Here is an 18797-nt window from a genome sequence, read left to right on the forward strand (position 1 = left end):
CTTTCCGGCTTAGCTCGTCGGCGCTGACGGCGTCGCTTCGAGCTTGAAGGTTACGCGGATAACCTTGTCGAGCCATTCACCCTTTCCGTCATTCTGCACGCCAAGTCCAAGGGCCAGACGATCCAGCTCCGCCGTGCCGGCAACGATGGCCCGTCCCGCCCCATCGCGCTGCATCGTAAACGGGACCGACACAGGCACCGTCACACCGCGGACAAGGGCATTGCCCTTGCCGAAATAGGCCTCGCCCGCAGTTTCGAAATGGTCGAGCACAACCTCCACCAGCGGATGGGTGGTCGTCTGCAGGCCGTCGTCGCCGCCGATATTGGGCCTGACGAATGAATTATCGAAATCGATGGAGGCGGCGTCTATGGCAATCCGCGCCTTGGCGGCGCCAAGATTGTCCGGATCGAATTCGATGAATGCGTCCCATTTTCCGATCGTGCCGGCAGTCGGCGTTCCGGAAAAATTGATCGTGTAGGTCAGTGCAGACTTCGTTTTATCGATCACCCAGCCGGATGGCGATGCTTCAGTCGATCCAAGGTCCGCGGCATTGACGGATGCGGTGCCGCCCGTTCTGGAGATCAACAGTCCGCCGGCGATAAAGCACAGTGCCAGAACGACGGAGACCAGCACGCCGATTGCGGAGGAGGGCATCCGGCGCAGCCAGCCAACAGGCATCATTCGCGAAAAGGACGGCATCCGATCGATCACCGAATGCTTGAGCGCCCCGGCCACATGCAGAACCAGAAGCAACCCGAAACCATAGGCCAGAATGACATGCGCATTCTCGGACGCGGCCTCAACCGTTGCGCGCATCCAGACCGGAATGGGCAGATGTGGCCAGACCAGAGTATCGGAGAGAAACAGAAGGGTGGGAATCCCTGTAGAGGACGCCGACACCAGCAGCCAGCCGGTCAAAGGCACGACCAGCATCAGCGCATAGAATAGTGCATGGACGATGCCGGCCGCGACCTGTTCTTCCCGTCTCATCGGCGCATGCGCGGGCGGCGTGTGGAACAGGCGCCAGGCGATGCGGGCGATCGTCAAGGTTAGGATCGCGATGCCGAAAGTCTTGTGCCACTGGAACATCGCAAAACGCAGCGTATCTGGGACGCTCTCCACGCGGCTCATCAGAAAACCCATGGCCAGCTGAGTCAGGATGAGCGCAGCGATGAGCCAGTGCAGGATCATAGCACCCATACTGTAGGCCCGTACCGAATGTGTAGCTGACATGGATGACTTCCGGTCGTCTCAATGGGAACGCAAAAGAGCCGGCGCAACCCGACGATGTCGGGGCTGCACCGGCAACGAACATCTACTGAGCGACGAATTCGGTTTCGATCGTCAGTTTGACGTCGTCGCTGACAGGACCGACCAAAGCGGCAACGCCGAAATCGGAGCGCTTGATCACGCCGGTTGCTGAAAAGCCGACGGTCGGCTTCTTGGACATCGGGTGCGGGTTGAGCGCTGCGTTCAGGGTAACGTCGAGCGTAACGGGCTTGGTGACGCCGTGGAACGTCAAGTAACCGGTGACGGTTCCGGTCTTGCCGTCCTTGACGTCGATGGCCGTGGAAACGAAAGTGATCTGGTTGAACTTGGCCGCATCAAAGAACATTTCACCGGCAATCTCTGCATCAAAGCTCTTGTCGCTTGCCGGATAGTTCGTGCTGACCGAAGCCGGATCGATGGTTGCCGTGAGTTTCGACTTCGTAACGTCCGCAGGGGCGAGCTCGAGCGTCGCAGAGATCTTGTCGAAGCGGCCGATATAGTTGGAAAGGCCGAAATGGACGACGCTCCACAGAACGTTGGTATGGGTCACATCCGCCCGGTAGGTGCCGGCAGGAACATCGATCGTCTGCGCATATGCAGTGGAGGACGCAAGTGCCAGGACACCGGCAACGAGGGCGGACTTAATGGAAAACATCGCTGATCCTTGAATTGTTTTGACAGCACATTGCGTGCAGCATTTCCCTAGCGGGTGCTCAGCCCTCCCGAAACAGCGACGAACTGTTCGACATTTGTTGACAATCACTTGAGGGACGATAAGCTTTTGTTTAAAAAAGACAAATTCACGAGATCAAGGGGTAGCAATGAAAAGTGAGGAGGGCGTGATCGCCGTTTTTGCGCTGCTTTTCTGAGAAGCGGTCCGCGTCAACCGCTGGCCGGACTTGAAGTCTACATGCCAGTGCAACCTGCTGTCGTTGCCATCACCAAAGTGGGCGATGGCAAGATTGCCGTTTGACGGCATCACTCGGCGTCGAGCCGCAATGAAGGGCTGTGGCTGCCAGCTAGCTGTGAAGACCAGTTAGGGGCCGGGATGAGCGCATCATTCGGGCCCTTTGTCCGACACCTAAATATCGTCGGGAATGCGCAGCGAGATCACGGTGCCGACCGCTTCGCGTGAGCGGATCTTCATGCGGCCGCCATGCAGCAAGGTCAGCGAGCGGGAGATGGCGAGCCCGAGGCCGGAGCCACCCTTGCTCTTGGCATATTGGCTCTGCACCTGCTCGAAGGGCTGGCCGATCTTCGACAGCGCCGAGCGTGGAATGCCGATGCCAGTGTCGGCGATGGTGACGACGACAGCGCCGTCGACGCGGCGAGTGCGCACCGCGATGCGACCGCCATTGTCGGTGAACTTCACCGCATTGGAGAGCAGGTTGAGCAGCACCTGTTTCATCGCGCGGCGGTCGGCCATCAATGTCAGGCCGGAGCAGATGCGCTGTTCGATGACGATGTTCTTTTCAGCCGCGGGCATGGCGGTGAAGCGCAGGCTTTCCTCGATCAGCGGCACAAGATCGATGCGCTCGCAATGCAGCCTGACATGGCCGGCTTCGATCTTCGACATGTCGAGAATGTCGTTGATGACGTTGAGCAGATGTTTGCCGCTGTCATGGATATCGCGGGCATATTCGTCGTATTTCAGCGAGCCGAGCGGCCCGAACATCTGGTTCTGCAGAATTTCCGAGAAGCCGAGGATGGCGTTGAGCGGCGTGCGCAGCTCATGCGACATGTTGGCGAGGAATTCCGATTTCGCCTTGTTGGCAGCCTCGGCGCGTTCCTTCTCCGCCTGGTAGTTGGCGTTGGCCGTCGAAAGCTCGGATTTCTGGATCTCCAGCGTCTGGCGCGAGGCGGAAAGATCGCCGATCGTCGCCATCAGCCGGCGTTCGGATTCGCGCAGCCGCTCCTGATGACGTTTCATCAGCGTGATGTCGGTTCCGACCGAGACCCTGCCGCCGTCGCGGGTGCGCCGCTCGTTGATCTGCAGCCAGCGCTCGTCGGCAAGCTGCACCTCCGTCGTACGCGAATAGCCGGAGCCGTCGGCATCGGAAATCCGCCGTTCGATGACAGGCCGGGCGGCGGCGGCATTGACGGTCGAGCGCTCGGTGCCGGGCACGAGCACGCTGTCCGGCAGGCCATAGGCCTGCTGGAAATGCGTGTTGCACATGACCAGCCGATCGTTCTTGTCCCAGAGCACGAAGGCTTCCGAGGTGCATTCGATGGCGTCGGCCAGGCGTTGGTCGGCTTCTGCGTAGCGCTGGGCGAGCCGATGCTGTTCGGTCACGTCCATGGCGATGCCGATCAGGTGCATACGGCCGGAATTGCTGCGGATCACCTGGGCGCGCGCCCGCATCCAGACATAGTGGCCGCCGGCATGGCGCATGCGGAAGATCTGGTCGACCTGGGCGGAAGCGCCCTTGCCGATGACGCGCGCGATCTCGTAGAGCCCGCCGTCATCGGGATGCATCAGCCGCGCGGCGTCGCCGAAGCCCATCGTCTTGTCGGAGCCCGGCAGGCCGAGCATGTCGTACATTGAGCGCGACCAGAAGAATTCGCGGCTCTCGAAATCGAAATCCCAGAGGCCGCAGCGGCCGCGCGACAGCGCCGTCTCCACGCGCAGGTTCGATTCCACGAAGATGTCGTCGGCGTCGCGGGCGCGCTTCACCTGGGTGTAATAGGCATAGAGGATGACGAGCAGGATCGAGGAGATGCCGGCAAACAGCGTGACGTTGAGGGCCAGTTCCTCGCGCCAGAGCCGGCCGACCTCGTCGAGCGAGGTGGCGGCGATGATATAACCACCGGCATTGCCCATCAGCGTGATCTCGGCATAATAGGGCACGCCGCCGATCGTCGTTTCGATGACGCCGGTGCGGTCGCCGAAACGGCGGATCGCCGAAACCTCGGGGAAGAAGTCAGCGACATTGCTACCCACATGCGAAAGCCCGGCGGTGGTCGCGCCAAAAACCTTGCCGCTTGCCTGCACCAGCAGCACGAAAGCGCCGCTGTCCAGCCGGTCCTGCGGCAGGTATTTGGCGAGGCGGGCCTGCGCCCCGGTGATATCGCCGCTGTCGAAGATGTCGGCCGCATCGGCAAACACCGCAGAGGCGGTCGCCGCCGAAAGTGCGGTGGCATGGCGTGCCGAGGCCTCCAGGCGCCCATATTCGCTCATCATGCCAAAGAAATGCGAGGCGGCGACGACGGAGAGGAAGGCGACGATCAGCGCCGGGATGGCCCGCTTCAAGACCAACTCGGCCTTCGGCAGATAACGGAGAAGTGGTTCCGATGTCGCGTGGCCCGAAAGGCTGTCGCGCCAGGCTTTCAGCCCGTCAAAATCGACACGCAGCCGTCCACCGGCCACGGTTGCCCGCCGCACGTCCATCATCTCTTCGCCTTGTCCCTCATGTGATTCGCGCGCCGCTCGCTCGAACCTGACCTAGAGAATCATGGGTGATTCGCCTTGTCCAGAGGCAAAGGTAAAAATCCGTTAACTATTTATAATTTCGGGTTTTTCCAGGTGATTCGAGGTTCCGGGCGACCGGCCGCCGAATTTCTCCTGATGGCCGGTCGAATCAAATTACCCTTTAAGCGTGCGCTCGACGATATCGCGCACGTCGGTCGAAAGATCGGCGGCCCGCTCGATCTCGATCAGCGCCGAACGGGCGTGATCGGCACGCACGGGTTCGAGCGACCGCCAGGAGCGCATCGAGGTGAGGATGCGGGCGGCAAGCTGCGGGTTGCGCCCGTCGATATCGAGAATCTGATCCGCGAGGAAACGATAGCCTTCGCCGTCGGCGCGGCCGAATCCGGTCGGGTTGGCAAAGGCGAAGGTGCCGACCAGCGACCGCATCCGGTTCGGATTGGTGCGCTTGAAGAGCGGATCGTCCATCAGCGCGCGGACCCGTCCCAGGGTTTTTGCGCCCGGAATGCCGGCCTGGATCGCGAACCATTTGTCGATGACGAGCGCATTTTCCGCAAAGCGGTCACGGAAGGTGGCGAGCGCCTCGCTCGTCTCCGCGCTGTCGGGAAAACGATGGGCGAGGATCGTCAGCGCATGGCTGAGATCGGTCATATTGTTGGCCGCATCGAAGGCGGCCTTGGAGCGGGCCGGCGTCTGTTCGGCATGCGAGAGGTAGGTGAGGGCGCTATTGCGCAGCGCCCGCAGGCCGGCGCTTTTCGCATCCGGATTGAAATCGCCCGTTGTCGTCATCGCTGCGTAGAGGCCGGCAAAGACATCCTTTCCGGCATCGGCGATCTGTTTCAGGACCGCCTGCCGGCCGGCATGGATGGCATCGGGATCGTTGTTGCCACCGAGTTCCCGGGCGATATCGGATTCGCTCGGCAGAGCCAGCGCCTGGGCGCGGAAGGCGGGCTCGAGGCTCTCGTCGGCGGCGGCGGCAATCAGCGTCTCGACGAAGGTCGCCTCGCAGACGACAGGCTTGCCCTCGCGGGCGTCGCGAGCCGCTTTCAGGAGGTTCGGTAGCGCCAGATCGGTCAATGCCTGCCAGCGGGCGAAATGATCGGTCTCATGGCGGGCGAGATGCGCAAGATCGGCCGGGCTCTGATCGAAATGCAGGTTGATCGGCGCCGAGAAGCTGCGGTTGATCGAAACGACCGGCCGCGAGCCAATGCCATGGAACACGGCCGTCTGCGTGCGGCCCGTGAGATGCAGCACCTCGCCGGCATATTCCGCGCCGTCGACCGAGGTCGGCTCGATCCTGCCGCCGTTTTCGCCAAACAGCGCGAGGCTGAGCGGGATATGCATCGGCTCCTTGCTCGGCTGGCCGGGCGTTGCCGGGATCATCTGTTCGAGCGACAGGGTGAAGCTGCCGGCCGCCGCATCATAGCTGCCCGATGCGGTGACGAGCGGCGTGCCGGCCTGATGGTACCAGAGCGAAAATTGTGTGAGGTCGCGTCCGCTTGCATCCTCGAAGCATTTGACGAAATCCTCGATCGTCACGGCCTCACCGTCATGGCGGTCGAAATAGAGGTCCATGCCTTTCTTGAAGCCGTCCTTGCCGAGCAGAGTCGCGATCATGCGCGTGACTTCGCTGCCCTTTTCGTAGACGGTCGTCGTGTAGAAATTATTGATCTCACGATATGTCGTCGGCCGCACCGGATGGGCGAGCGGGCCGCCATCTTCCGGGAACTGCTCCGATTTCAGGTGGCGCACTTCTGCGATGCGCTTGACGGCGCGCGAGCGCTGGTCGGAAGAGAATTCGTGGTCGCGATAAACAGTCAGGCCTTCCTTGAGACACAGCTGGAACCAGTCGCGGCAGGTGATGCGGTTGCCGGTCCAATTGTGGAAATATTCATGCGCGATGATCGTCTCGATATTGGCATAATCGGCATCGGTGGCGATCTCTGGATCGGCAAGCACGTATTTGTCGTTGAAGACGTTGAGGCCCTTGTTCTCCATCGCGCCCATGTTGAAATCGGAGACGGCGACGATCATGAAGATGTCGAGATCGTATTCGCGGCCGAACCTCTCTTCGTCCCACTTCACCGAACGTTTCAGCGCGTCCATGGCATAGGCTGCGCGCGGCTCCTTGCCGTGCTCGACATAGATTTTCAGCACCACCTCACGGCCGGACATGGTCGTGAACGTGTCTTCGACGACGCCGAGATCGCCGGCGACGAGTGCAAAGAGATAGCTCGGCTTCGGATGCGGGTCGAACCAGGCGGCGAAATGCTTGCCGGGGCCGTAGCCGGCGCCGCCGAGGAAGTTGCCGTTCGACAAAAGCAGCGGGTTGGCGTCCTTATCGGCGATGATGTTGACCGTGAACGGCGCAAGCACGTCGGGCCGGTCGGGGAAATAGGTGATGCGGCGGAAACCCTCCGCCTCGCACTGCGTGCAGTAGATGCCGCCGGTGCGGTAAAGGCCCATCAGCTTGGTGTTGGCCTCAGGGTTGATGACGGTGGTGATCGTCAGTTCGAAGGGCGCGCTTTCCGGCAGGTCGCGCACCGTCAGGCTTTCTGGTGTTGCGTCGTAACGCGAAGCGTCCAGTTCCATCTGGTCCAACAGCAGCCCCGACAGCGTCAGTTCGTCGCCGTCGAGAACGATCGGCGCTGCAGGATCGGTGCCCGGGCGACGATGAAAGATCAGACGCGCCTCGACCTTTGTCTCCGTCGGGTCGAGTTCGAAGGTCAGGTCCACACGTTCCAGCACGAAGTCGGTGGGACGGTAATCTGCCAGATGAATGACCTGGCCGGTATCTGTTCGCATGGTGTTTCCTGAAGACCGTTATTTGATAACCGCGGAATACAGAGGCGGGCGCACTCTGCCATAAATTTTGCCGGGAATGATTACATTAAAGTCTGAACTAAACTTAAAGCAAATTGCCCGCGAACACCAAGTTCGCGGGCAAAATATCTTATTGGACATGGATGAACGCCACCGGCGCAAGATGAGTGCTACTTAAGATTGAGGGCGGCCTTGATCGTCGCGTCGTTTTCCGTCTGCTGCACGACGACGCCGTACCAGCCGAGCCCGTCGTAATCCTCGTAGCCGAGGGTGCGCGCGAAGGCGACGATCGAGCCGTTATTGTCGTAGTAGCTGCCTTTCCCCTGGCCGGACGGATTGGCGAGCGCAAAATGGGAAAAGAGCAAGGCGGGATTGGTGGTAGCGATGACCCGGCTCTTGCCGTCGAGCAGCATGACCGTCGTTTTTTCCGCCAGCTGCGGTGGCAGGTTCGCCTCCTTCTCGACGATCGCCTGGCCCTGGTTCTGCCAGTCGAAATAGACGCCGAGCGTGCCGACCAGCCGCCCGTCGAGCTTGCCTTCTTCGCGGATGCCTGTGGCATAAACGAGCGCATGCCTGGCGTCGTGGAGCGGGCTCGCTTTGACATCGTCGACGATATAAGCGTCGCCGGAGGAGCAGGCCGATGCCGCGCGGAACCATGGATCGCCGGCCAGGCTCGTGCCTGCGATCTTGCGCTGGAACTTGGGATTGGCGGATGCGATCACCTTGCCCGAGAGATCGGTCATGACGAGATCGAGATAGACCGTGTAGAAGCGGTTGATGGCGCCGAGACGCTCCGCCGCAAAGGCGACGGATTCACGAGCCGGGTTCTGCAGCGCCTGCCAGAGCGCTGGATCCGTCGCCCACCAGCGCACATCGGCCGTGCGCTCGAAGAGGTTGCGGACGATGAGCTGCACCAGTGTCTGCGCCAGATCCGTGAGGCGAACGCCCTCCATCTCCTCGACCAGCGAATCGGCCATGGCGCGGCTGAGGCCGATGCGGCCGAGCACGTTGCTCTCGAACCTGCCGGTAATGTCGGTTGCGATCTGCGCCAGCCGCTGCACCTCGTTGGCAACGACGGCAAAGCCCTTTCCGGTCTCGCCGGCCCTGGCCGCCTCGATCAGCGCATTGATCGCCAGCAGCTTGATCTGCTTGACGATATGGGTGTTGTCGGCGCTGAAGCGCTCGAGGTCGGTGCTGATGCCGTCGGTGACGACGCGCATGGAGCGCGGTGTCGCATTCTGCGACTGGGCAATGGTTTCGGCGCTAAGCGGCTTCATCAAATGGGATCCTGAAAGGAGCGGGCAATTGTTTGTGCGGTGAAGAAAATTTCGAGATCAGCGATAAAAACGATGCTTGCCTATGGTTTTCAATTGGTTAACGCCGAGCGCCGGGAGATGAACATTTTGGGGGTAAATGGCTCAAATAGGGAAATTTCAGCGCGGTGACGCGCATGCAGCACGGTTGAGCCCGCGGCTGACGGCGATTCTGTGATTCTCTCATATTGCTTGCGGTTTTTTCGCCAATCGGGCTTTTCTTTCGCTGCGGTGGGCGACGTCACCTGCTGCGTTCCCGAGTCGAACGCGTCTCCCCGTTCCGGTTAAGTCAGTATCAAGAGCCAGGATCATGCACTCGGTTCTCAGAAACCCGATGAGAGGCATTGCGCTGAAGGTCTCGTCGGTCGTGGTCTTCCTGGCCATGCAGACCTTCATCAAGCTGGCGGGCTCAGACATCCCGCCGGGGCAGGTCACCTTCTGCAGGTCGTTCTTCGCGCTGTTCCCGATCATGGCCTATCTGGCCTATAACAGGCAGTTGCGCGCCGCCTTCTACACCGCCAATCCAATCGGTCACCTGAAGCGCGGTACGATCGGCATCTTGTCGATGGCTTTCGGTTTCTACGGCCTGCTGCATCTGCCGCTGCCGGAGGCGATCGCGCTTGGCTATGCGCTGCCGCTCGTCGCCGTCATCTTCGCTGCTGTTTTTCTCGGCGAGACCGTGCGCATCTATCGCTGGAGCGCCGTCCTGGTCGGTATCGTCGGCGTCGCCATCGTTTCCTGGCCGAAACTCACGCTGTTTCGCGACGGCGGCATGGAAGCAGAACAGGCCGTCGGTGCGCTCTGCGTGCTGCTCTCGGCCGTTCTCGGCGGCGTGGCGATGATCCAGGTGCGCCGCCTCGTCGAGGAAGAGAAGACGGCGACGATCGTGCTTTATTTCTCGATCACCGCCTCGGTCTTCTCGCTGGCTTCTCTTCCCTTCGGCTGGCTCATCCTGGCATGGCCGACGGCGCTCTATCTGATCGCCGCCGGTTTTTGCGGCGGCGTCGCGCAGATCCTGCTGACGGAAAGTTACCGCCATGCCGACGTCTCCACCATCGCGCCGTTCGAATATACTTCGATCCTGCTCGGCGGCATTGTCGCCTACTTCGTCTTCGGTGACGTGCCGAGCGTGACCATGCTGATCGGCACCGTCATCGTCGTCGCCGCCGGCATCTTCATCATCTATCGCGAGCATCGGCTGGGCATCGAGCAGAGAGAGGCGCGCAAGGCCACGACGCCGCAAGCCTGACGCCTACAAGCGTATGTTCATCAAGGTTTTAACGCAGGGATTGCAGTGGCTTGGAACTTGCACTCAAAGAGTGAAAAGAATGGTGAATTCTTGGGATACCGTTGGCCTGTGGAATATGATTGTTGAACATGAGAGAGTATCATTTATTCCAAGCTGTGCATGTCTGAATGGCCGCTGATGCCGGAGGAGCTCTCGGTGTCGTTGCTCCGAACGCTGGCCGGCGAGCGGGGGTGGAGAAAAGCATAATGGCATTCACAGCGGAGCAATTGGTGGGGAACCCTTCCTTTCTGATGAGCATTCGCTTTTTGGCTGGGCAGATGCGCGGCATGTTCGATGCCGGTCCGCGGCTGGCGCGACTGCTCGCCTCCCATCAACGCTGGCTTCTGACCCAGACTGCCTATGCCCTCCACCTGGAACATGATCCGCGCGACCCGACGTCGGGTTTCACTGCCGTTCGGCTGACCGGGCGCATCACCGCGCACAAGGTAGCGAGCCGCAACACCGTGCTCGCTTTCATCGAAGAACTCTATACCTACCGCTTCATAACCCACACGCCCGGCGACGAGCGGCGGCGGCCACGTCATTTCGAACCGGCTGACGTCAGCCATCAGGGAATGTTTGCCTGGATTCTCGGCAATCTCGGCGCGCTCGACCTGCTCGACGGCGGTCGAAGGGCAGGTTTTTTCCAGGAAAACCCGTCATTGATTCGGCTCGTTCAGCCGCGCATTGCCCGCCATTGCCTCGAAGATGCCGCCTGGCGCGAACCGCCGGAGCAGGTGGCGCTGTTCCTCTGGACGGAAGCCGGCGGCCTCGTCGTCGACAACTTCATCGCCCGGATGGATATGGATAGCAGCGAACCGGACAGGTTTTCCGTCGGCCGCGTCGAAACCCGGGCGCTCGCTGCCGATTTCATGATGTCGCGCACGCACCTGCAGCGGGTGCTGGCAAAGGCGGCGCAACGCGGCTGCGTCGGCTGGCAGGACGAGCCGCGCAAGACGCACCTTTGGATATCGCGGGATTTCGTCGAGGAATATTGCGCCTGGCAGGCGGTCAAGTTCGCCTATGTCGACGAAGCCTTCGAATGGGCAAAGGCCCAGATCGAGGAAATGGCCATCTGACCAGAGCATTTCCGGCAAAAGTGCGCAGCGGTTTTGCGTCCGGAATGCGCGAAACCAAAGAGATAGAGCATTTCCATGACTCGGAAATGTTCTACAGAACGATGGCTGTAGCACCTGCACCAATGCGCGCGCTGGCATCGGCCGGCTTGACCGAAAGCTCGCGCTCATATTCCCGCGCGGCGCAGACCGCGACGCGGATGTGCTCGAAGGTTTCGATGTTGCGCAGAAGCGATATCAGGATCGTCGACATGTTGGGGTACTCTTGATACGAAGGGCAGGCGATGGGCCTGCCGCTCAATATTGCTGGAAGTCCGAAAAAATGGCGTTCGGGCGCGCCGTACGGCTGTTGATGCCGGTGCCGCGGGCAATCATCTGTTCGTTCGTGGCAAAGCCGAACCGGCTGTAGCCTTGAGTGGAACGAACCTGGTCGCCGGCGAGGCGAAGGGTTTCAAACCCGCTATGGATAGGGCGAAAACGCTTGTTCATGGCCTTGGTTCCTGTGATTCCTCCCAAGACACAGCTGATATTGCGATGCAGCATAGATTCCGCAATGCGTCACGGCGGGATGCAGCCATGCGAAAAACGCATAGATTGATTCATAAATTATTCAACTTTGGCTAATTTCTAAGCAAAGATAGGGACTTAAGCTTCGCCTGAAAAGCCAGCAGGTCATTCCAGGCCAGCCGCTTGTTTACAGGTGCGGTTAACAGATCCTGCGGATGCAGGCTGGCTATGGCAGGAATGACACAGTCCGCAACGGCAATCTCCTTCCAACGGCCGCGCAACCCGTGAATCGTATCGTTTTCGCCGAAGAAGAAACGTGCCGAAAAATTGCCGAGCAGCAGGATCGCTTTCGGTTCGGCAAGCGCGATCTGCCGCTCGATGAAGGGGCGGCAGATGTCCATTTCCGCGGCCGAGGGTGCACGATTGCCAGGTGGTCGCCAGGGGATGACCTGCGTCAACAGAATGGCTGAGCGCTTCAGCCCGATCGCCGCCAGCATCTTGTCGAACAGCTGGCCGGATTTTCCCGAGAAGGGCACGCCTTCGCGATCGTCTTCGGCGCCCGGCGCCGAGCCGATCACCATGATGCCGCTTTCGGCATCGCCGCTCGCGAATATGGTCGAGCGGGCACTGTGCTTGAGGTTGCAGCCGTTGAAGGCTTCGATCGCCGTCTTGAGCTCACTGAGCGAGCGCGCGCTTTCGGCAGCGAACCGTGCCTGCTGCACCGCCTCGCCATCAGGGATCGCCGGTTGCGGGCCGGAAGCTGCGCGTTCGGCTGGCGCTGCCGAACGTAGCGAGGCCGTGCCCGGACGCGGCGGCGTCTGGCGTTCCCCGGGGACAGATCGTTCCTTAGGTGTGAGGCTTTCCCCAGCTACGGGACGTTGCTGCTGCGCCTGTGTCGCCGGGCGGCGGGCGGCCTTCATTGCCTCGAACTCGGCGAAGCGGTCGATCGCCTCTTCCTCCAGCAACCATTCCACGCCGGCATCGGCATGGAAATGCAGAAGCGCTGCGAGCTCGGCTGGGGAAAGGTCGTTGGCGGAGATCATGAGGGCAAGCTTAGCGGAGTGACCGGGGCATTGAAAGGGCGGGTGGCAGATTGCCCGCCCTTGCCGGCTCTATTGCACAGTCCATTGCGCGATGTCGTCGCGTTCGCCGATCAGCGCCAGGCCATGGGCGATCGACAACAGCTCGCCGCCGCTTTCGATCCGGTCGCGCTCGAACCGTTCGGTAAAGATGCGGCGCACCGCCGGCACGAAGGAGGTGCCGCCGGTCAGGAACACCTTGTCGATCTCCGATGGTTTCGTCTCGGTCTTGTCGAGCACGTCGTCGAGCGCGCCTTCGATGCGAGCGAGATCATCGGCGATCCAGCCTTCGAAGTCGCTGCGCTTGATGCTGCGATGTCCACTGCGGCCAAGCGGCGCGAAATCGAAAGGCGCCTCTTCTGCGGCCGAGAGCGCCATCTTCGTCGCCGACACCGCCTGATAGAGCGGGTAACCCTCGTCATGATCGATCAGGTCGATGAAGATTTCGAGCTTTTCCGGTTCCAGGCTGGTGCGCACCAGCTTCTTCAGATCCTCGAATTCGCGGGTCGTCTTGAAGATCGACAGCTGGTTCCAGCGGCCGAAGCTGGAATAGTAGTTGGACGGCACTTCGAGGATCTTGTCGAAGCTTTTGAAGTGGCTGCCCTTGCCGATCAGCGGCGCGACGATGTTGTCGATCATCCTGTAGTCGAAATGGTCGCCGGCGACGCCGACGCCTGAATGGCCGATAGGCGTTGCCGTCAGCTTGCCGGCGACGGTCTCGAAGCGGATCAGCGAATAGTCGGTGGTACCGCCGCCGAAATCGGCGACCAGCACGGTGGCATCCTGCTTCAGGTTCTGCGCGAAATAGAAGGCGGCGGCGACCGGCTCGTAGACATAGTGGATTTCGGGAAAGCCGAAGCGCGACAGCGCCGCGTTGTAGCGCTCGGTCGCCAGCGCCGGATCGGGGCTGGCGCCGGCAAAATGCACCGGCCGGCCGGTGACGATGCGACCGACATCCGAAGGCCAGTTGTCGCCGGCATAGTTGCGCAGCCGCCGCACGAAGATCTCCATCAGATCCTCGAAATTATGCCGCTTGGCGAAAATTAGCGTGCCCTGGAACAGCGCACTCGCCGCAAAGGTCTTGATCGATTGCAGAAAGCGACATTCGCCGGGATTGTCGATGAATTGGCGGATCGCCGCATGGCCTGCTTCCACCTTCAGCGCCGAAGCGCCGAGCTGGGCATCCTTCATGAAGGAAAGCGCCGTGCGCATGCTGTCTGCCGTACCCTCCGTGCTCGTGAACGCCATCGAGCGCGTCGCCCCGCCATCCGCCATGGCGAGAACCGTATTCGTCGTGCCGAAGTCGAAACCCAGCGCCTGAGCCATGCCCGCACCTCTTCATGCCGATTGTTATTGGAGACGGAGCATCGCTCCGCAAAAGGACGTGAGGACGCCCCGAATTCAGGAGGGCGGGTGATGCCACAGGGGCGTGACACATTCAAGAGGAGCGGAAGTTGATGTGATCGCGGGCGCACTTCTTCTCCCGGTTAGAAGAAGAAGTGCGCCGCAAGGGTCAATCGGCAATGCCGAATTCAGAGGGCCGTCATCACTCGGCGGCCATTGCCCTTGCCTCTTCCAGCTGCGGCTCCTCGACCTTCTTGTGGCCGATCAGGCGGCCGAGGAAGTTTCCGAAGCGGTCCATCTCGACGAAGATGACCGGGGTGATGAAGAGCGTCAGCATCTGCGAGACGATCAGGCCGCCGACGACGGCGATGCCTAGCGGCTGGCGCAGTTCCGAGCTTGCGCCGGTGCCGAGCGCGATCGGCAGGGCGCCGAGCAGGGCACAGAAGGTCGTCATCATGATCGGCCGGAAGCGTCGCACGCAGGCCTCGTGGATCGCCACCGTCGCCTTTTCGCCGGTCGTGCGCATGGTCTCCACCGCCACGTCGATCATCATGATCGCGTTCTTCTTGACGATGCCGATCAGCATCAGCAGGCCGATAAGGGCGATGATCGACAGGTCGAAGCCCATGATCTTTAGCGCCAGCAGCGCACCGAATGCCGCCGCAGGCAAACCGGAGAGAATGGTGAGCGGGTGGATGAAGCTCTCGTAGAGCACGCCGAGCACGACATAGATGGTCAGCACCGCCGCCAGGATGAGGTATGGCGTATTGCCCTGAGACTGCTCGAAAATCTCAGCTGTACCGCCATAGGAGGTGAAGACGTCGGCCGGCATGCTCATTTCCGTCTTGATCTGGTCGATTGCCGCCGTGGCATTGCTGAGCGATACGCCCTCCGGCAGGTTGAAGGAAACGGTGGTCGAGACGAGCTGGCCCGTCTGGTTGATTGTCACAGGGCCGACCGTGCGCTCGACATGCGCGAAGTTTGAAAGCGGCACCAGGCTGCCATTGGGCGAGGCGACACGGATTTCCGAGAGCTTCTGGTCGTCCCATGGCTTGCTCGTGTCATATTCGACGATGACGTCGTAGCTGTCGCCGGTAGACTGGATTTCCGCCGCTGCATATCCGCTGAAGGATTCCTGCAGCGTCGTGCGCAGTGTGTCGTTGTCGATCCCATAGGCGGCTGCCCGCTCCGTATCGATGACGATATTGGCCTGCAGCGCGTTGTTCTGGGCGTCCGAGGTCACGTCGGTGAACAGCCGGTCCTTGCGCATCGCTGCCTGGATCTTGCCGGCCCAGAGGTTGGTTTGATCAGCACTCAGTGCCTGCACCACCAACTGATACTGGCTTGCCGTCTGGCGACCGCCGAAGCGCAGGCTCTGGTTCGGCGTCACGAAGGCCTGCAATCCGGGGATCTTGTTGATCTCCGCGCGCAGCTCACGCAGCGTCTGGTCAAGCGGCGGACGTTCCTTCTTGTCCCTGAGTTCGACGAACATCGAGCCGTTGTTTTGCGGTTTGTTCGGGTTGCCGCCGATCGTCGACATCACATGGTTGACTGCCGGGTTCGCCTTGACGACGGCTGCCGCCTGCTGCTGCAGCGCCTCCATGGCCGAATAGGAAATGTCTTGGCGAGCCTGCGTGCTGATCGTCAGGCGGCCGATATCCTCCTGCGGGAAGAAGCTCGTCGGCAGCGTCATGAAGAAATAGATCGTCAGCGCGACCGAGGCGAGGAAAACGCCGAGGATCGTGGGGCGGTGGCGAAGGCACCAGCCGACCGCCCTGTCATAGCCGTTGAGAGTCCGTTCGAAGCCGGCATCGAAGATGCGGATGATGAGCGGCGGGCGGCTCTGGTGGTTGGACAGACGCGAGGCGAGCATCGGCGTCACGGTCAGCGAGACGATTGCCGAGGAGATGATCGCAATCGCAACCACCATGCCGAATTCGTTGAACACGCGGCCGACAACGCCGCCCATCAGCAGGATCGGGATGAAGACCGCGATGAGCGAAACCGACATTGAAATGATGGTGTAGCTGACTTCGCCCGCACCCTTGATCGCCGCTTCCCGCGCGGGCATGCCGTCCTCGACATGGCGCAGAATGTTCTCGAGCATGACGATCGCGTCGTCCACCACGAGCCCCACCGCGAGCGTCAGCCCGAGCAGCGAGATGTTGTCGATACTGTAGCCGAGCACATACATCATGCCGAAAGTCGAGATCAGCGACAGCGGAACGGCAAGCCCGGGAATGATCGTTGCGGTCGCATGGCCGGTAAACAGGTAGATGACGAGAACGACGAGGCCGATCGTGAGCAGCAGCGTGAACTTGACATCGGAGATGGCATCGCGAATCGGTTTTGCGGCGTCATTCATGACGACCGTGTTGACCGAGGGCGGGATTTCGGCGTGAAGCTGCGGCAGCTTGGCGTTGATCGCATCGACGACATCCACCGTATTGGCATCGGGTTGACGCTGGATGGCGAGGATAATGCCACGCTGGCCATCATACCAGCTGCCGGTATACTGGTTCTCGACGCTGTCCTGCACATCGGCAATATCGCCGAGGTGGATCGGCGCGCCGTTCGGATTGGCAATGACCAGCGAACGGAATTGTTCGGCGCTGGTGCGCTGCGTGTTCGCCGTGATGGTCATGCTCTGCGAATTGTTCTGCAGCGTTCCCACGGGCTGCTGGCTGTTGGCGGCAGCAAGCGCCTTGTTGACGGTATCGATGCCGATGCCGCGGGTCAAAAGCTTGTTGGGATCGACCTCGACGCGCACGGCATAGGTCTGCGCACCGTAGACGCTGACCTGGGCAACGCCGGGAAGCGTCGAAAGCGACGGCGAGATGATGTTCTCGGCGATGTCGTCAAGCTTGCTGCGCGGCATGGTGTTGCTCTGCACCGAGAGCAGCATGACAGGCGCATCGGCCGGGTTCGTCTTGCGATAACTCGGCGGCGTCGTCAGATTGTCGGGCAGTTGCCGGGTCGCATTCGAGATCGCCGCCTGCACGTCGGCTGCGGCCGCATCGATATTACGACTGAGGTCGAACTGCAGCACGATGCTGGTGCTGCCGAGCGAACTGGAGGCGCTGATTTCGGTGATCCCGGGAATGGTCTCGAACTGCTTGATCAGCGGCGTCGAAACCGAGGTCGCCATCGTCTGCGGTGAGGCGCCGCTCAACTGCGCCGAAACGTTGATGGTGGGAAAATCGACCTGCGGTAGCGCTGCGACGGCGACGAGCTGATAACCGGCAAGACCGGCCAGAATGACGCCGATCGCAAGCAGCGTCGTCGCGACGGGTCGCTGGATACAGAAATTCGGGATCATTGTTGAGCTCCCACCGCGATTGTCTCGGAGGGCTGCTGTTGCCGAGGCTCTTCGGCGGAGGCGACATCAAGCGCCTTATCGTCGAACTGCTCCTTGATCGCCTGCTGGTCGCTGAGCTGGCCCTGGCCCTCGACGACGACATGGTCGCCTTCCGAAAGGCCCGAGGCGATGGCGGTGAAGCCGCCATTTGCGCGGGCAACGGTGACGGCCGTCAGATGCGATTTGCCGTCCTTGGCGACGAAGGCGAAGAAACCCTCCGGGCCGGGGCTGACGGCGACCGTTGGCACCACCACCTGCTGTTCGTCATTGTTGAAATGCACGACGATGTTGACCGACTGGCCGGGCCAGAGCGCGCCGGAGGAATTCTCGAATTTCGCCTTGGCGAGGATCGTGCCCGAGGCGGTATCGACCGTATTGTCGTAGAAGCTGATCTCGCCCTTTCGCACTTGCCCCTTGGTGGAACTGGGAGCGGTGCTGACCTCGACCGGACCGCCTGCCAGAGCGCTCTTCAGCTCCCGCAGGTAGCGTTCCTGCAGGTGGAATTTCACATAGATCGGATCGTATTTCGCAATGGTGACGATTGCCGAGCCGGCATTGAGGAAGGCGCCCTTGCTGACGGCGATATCGCCAAGCCGGCCATCGAAGGGAGCACGGATGTCGGTGTGCTCGAGCAGGATTTGGTCGGAGGCCAGCGACGCCTTGTCGGCGTCAACAGTGGCTGCGGCGGTATCGCGGGCGGCGACCGCCTGGTCGAGGCTCTGCTCGGTGCCGGCCTTCTGGTTGAAGAGATCCTGCGCGCGCGTCAATGCGGTCTCGGCTTCCGAAAGGGTTGCCCTGTCGCGCACGATCATCGCATTGTCCTTGTCGACGGTTGCCTTGGCCGTCCGGTCGTCCAGCTTGGCGATCAGGTCGCCGGCTTTCACGGTCGCCCCATCCTGCGCATCGATTCTGACGATCAAGCCCTGTTCCTGTGCGGCAATGGTCGTGTTGTCATCGGCATCGGCCCAGCCGGTCGCCGTCACATCCATCGGCAGCGTCGTTTTCACGGCTGCGACGGTCTTGACGACGGTCGGGCCGCCGCCACCGCGCCTGCGCCCGCCGCCCTGATGTTGCCCGCCATCCTGACTGGTGGCCTGACCTTGATCGGCTTGCGCCTGCTGCCCGCCGCCATTGCCGCCGGCCGGCTGCTTGATGAACTGCGAGAGGTAGGGAATGCGGGAGGCATAAGGGACCAGATTCCCGAATTGCCAGACGCCGATGGCGGCAATTGCGATAACGCTGACGGTGATCCAAAATTTCTTCATGGGCGGGAACCGGTCTTGAGCAAGGTTGCAAACTTTATGCTCTGATTG

General features: G+C 61.2%; 14 protein-coding genes. 2 read left to right on the plus strand and 12 right to left on the minus strand.

What is annotated here, in order from left to right; genetic code table 11:
* Positions 1-9 precede the first annotated feature (9 nt).
* The 6 genes from BS630_RS01925 to BS630_RS36975 all read right to left on the minus strand — a co-directional run bounded on the left by BS630_RS01925 (position 10) and on the right by BS630_RS36975 (position 9077).
* Positions 10-1233, minus strand: coding sequence for a cytochrome b/b6 domain-containing protein (locus BS630_RS01925; RefSeq protein WP_077976067.1), 1224 nt, complete (start codon positions 1231-1233; stop codon positions 10-12).
* 82 nt (positions 1234-1315) lie between these two features.
* Entirely contained in the window at positions 1316-1924 is a 609-nt protein-coding gene (locus BS630_RS01930; protein ID WP_077976068.1) for a YceI family protein, read from the minus strand.
* Between the two features lie 426 nt (positions 1925-2350).
* Positions 2351-4660 (minus strand): PAS domain-containing sensor histidine kinase, encoded by a 2310-nt coding sequence (locus BS630_RS01935; protein WP_077976069.1) that lies wholly within the window; start codon positions 4658-4660, stop codon positions 2351-2353.
* Positions 4661-4852: 192 nt separating this feature from the next.
* The gene (gene pepN, locus BS630_RS01940) at positions 4853-7501 is read right to left on the minus strand and encodes an aminopeptidase N (protein ID WP_077976070.1); all 2649 of its coding nucleotides are present in this window, start codon (positions 7499-7501) and stop codon (positions 4853-4855) included.
* A gap of 188 nt (positions 7502-7689) precedes the next feature.
* Positions 7690-8796 carry a methyl-accepting chemotaxis protein gene (locus BS630_RS38385; protein ID WP_077976071.1) on the minus strand — a complete coding sequence of 369 codons (1107 nt, stop codon included), beginning with the start codon at positions 8794-8796 and terminating at the stop codon, positions 7690-7692.
* Between the two features lie 89 nt (positions 8797-8885).
* A complete protein-coding gene (locus BS630_RS36975) occupies positions 8886-9077 on the minus strand; it encodes a hypothetical protein (RefSeq protein WP_158081397.1) in 192 nt (63 codons plus the stop codon).
* A 65-nt stretch (positions 9078-9142) separates the two neighbouring features.
* On the opposite strand from BS630_RS36975, the gene BS630_RS01955 reads away from it, so the two are divergent.
* Together BS630_RS01955 and BS630_RS01960 are read left to right on the plus strand one after the other, a co-directional pair.
* On the plus strand, positions 9143-10081 hold the full coding sequence (locus BS630_RS01955) for a DMT family transporter (protein WP_077976072.1): 939 nt from the start codon (positions 9143-9145) through the stop codon (positions 10079-10081).
* A gap of 245 nt (positions 10082-10326) precedes the next feature.
* Complete coding sequence (locus tag BS630_RS01960; RefSeq protein ID WP_077976073.1) at positions 10327-11199, plus strand: hypothetical protein; 873 nt, start codon at positions 10327-10329, stop codon at positions 11197-11199.
* Between the two features lie 91 nt (positions 11200-11290).
* Here the strand turns inward: BS630_RS01960 and BS630_RS37215 are convergent, their stop codons facing one another.
* The 6 genes from BS630_RS37215 to BS630_RS01985 all read right to left on the minus strand — a co-directional run bounded on the left by BS630_RS37215 (position 11291) and on the right by BS630_RS01985 (position 18749).
* Positions 11291-11449 carry a hypothetical protein gene (locus BS630_RS37215; RefSeq protein WP_020049252.1) on the minus strand — a complete coding sequence of 53 codons (159 nt, stop codon included), beginning with the start codon at positions 11447-11449 and terminating at the stop codon, positions 11291-11293.
* Positions 11450-11493: 44 nt separating this feature from the next.
* Positions 11494-11685 (minus strand): hypothetical protein, encoded by a 192-nt coding sequence (locus BS630_RS01965; protein ID WP_003546802.1) that lies wholly within the window; start codon positions 11683-11685, stop codon positions 11494-11496.
* A gap of 131 nt (positions 11686-11816) precedes the next feature.
* A complete protein-coding gene (locus tag BS630_RS01970; RefSeq protein ID WP_077976074.1) occupies positions 11817-12746 on the minus strand; it encodes a uracil-DNA glycosylase in 930 nt (309 codons plus the stop codon).
* Between the two features lie 69 nt (positions 12747-12815).
* The gene (locus tag BS630_RS01975; RefSeq protein ID WP_077976075.1) at positions 12816-14108 is read right to left on the minus strand and encodes an Hsp70 family protein; all 1293 of its coding nucleotides are present in this window, start codon (positions 14106-14108) and stop codon (positions 12816-12818) included.
* 220 nt (positions 14109-14328) lie between these two features.
* Positions 14329-17445 carry an efflux RND transporter permease subunit gene (locus tag BS630_RS01980; protein ID WP_077976076.1) on the minus strand — a complete coding sequence of 1039 codons (3117 nt, stop codon included), beginning with the start codon at positions 17443-17445 and terminating at the stop codon, positions 14329-14331.
* Positions 17442-18749: an efflux RND transporter periplasmic adaptor subunit gene (locus BS630_RS01985; RefSeq protein ID WP_077976077.1), complete on the minus strand. Its 1308-nt coding sequence runs from the start codon at positions 18747-18749 to the stop codon at positions 17442-17444. Before BS630_RS01985 ends, BS630_RS01980 begins: the two co-directional genes overlap by 4 nt.
* Positions 18750-18797 lie beyond the last annotated feature (48 nt).

Origin of the sequence: Rhizobium laguerreae (assembly GCF_002008165.1) — a bacterium.
GTDB classification, from domain to species: domain Bacteria; phylum Pseudomonadota; class Alphaproteobacteria; order Rhizobiales; family Rhizobiaceae; genus Rhizobium; species Rhizobium laguerreae.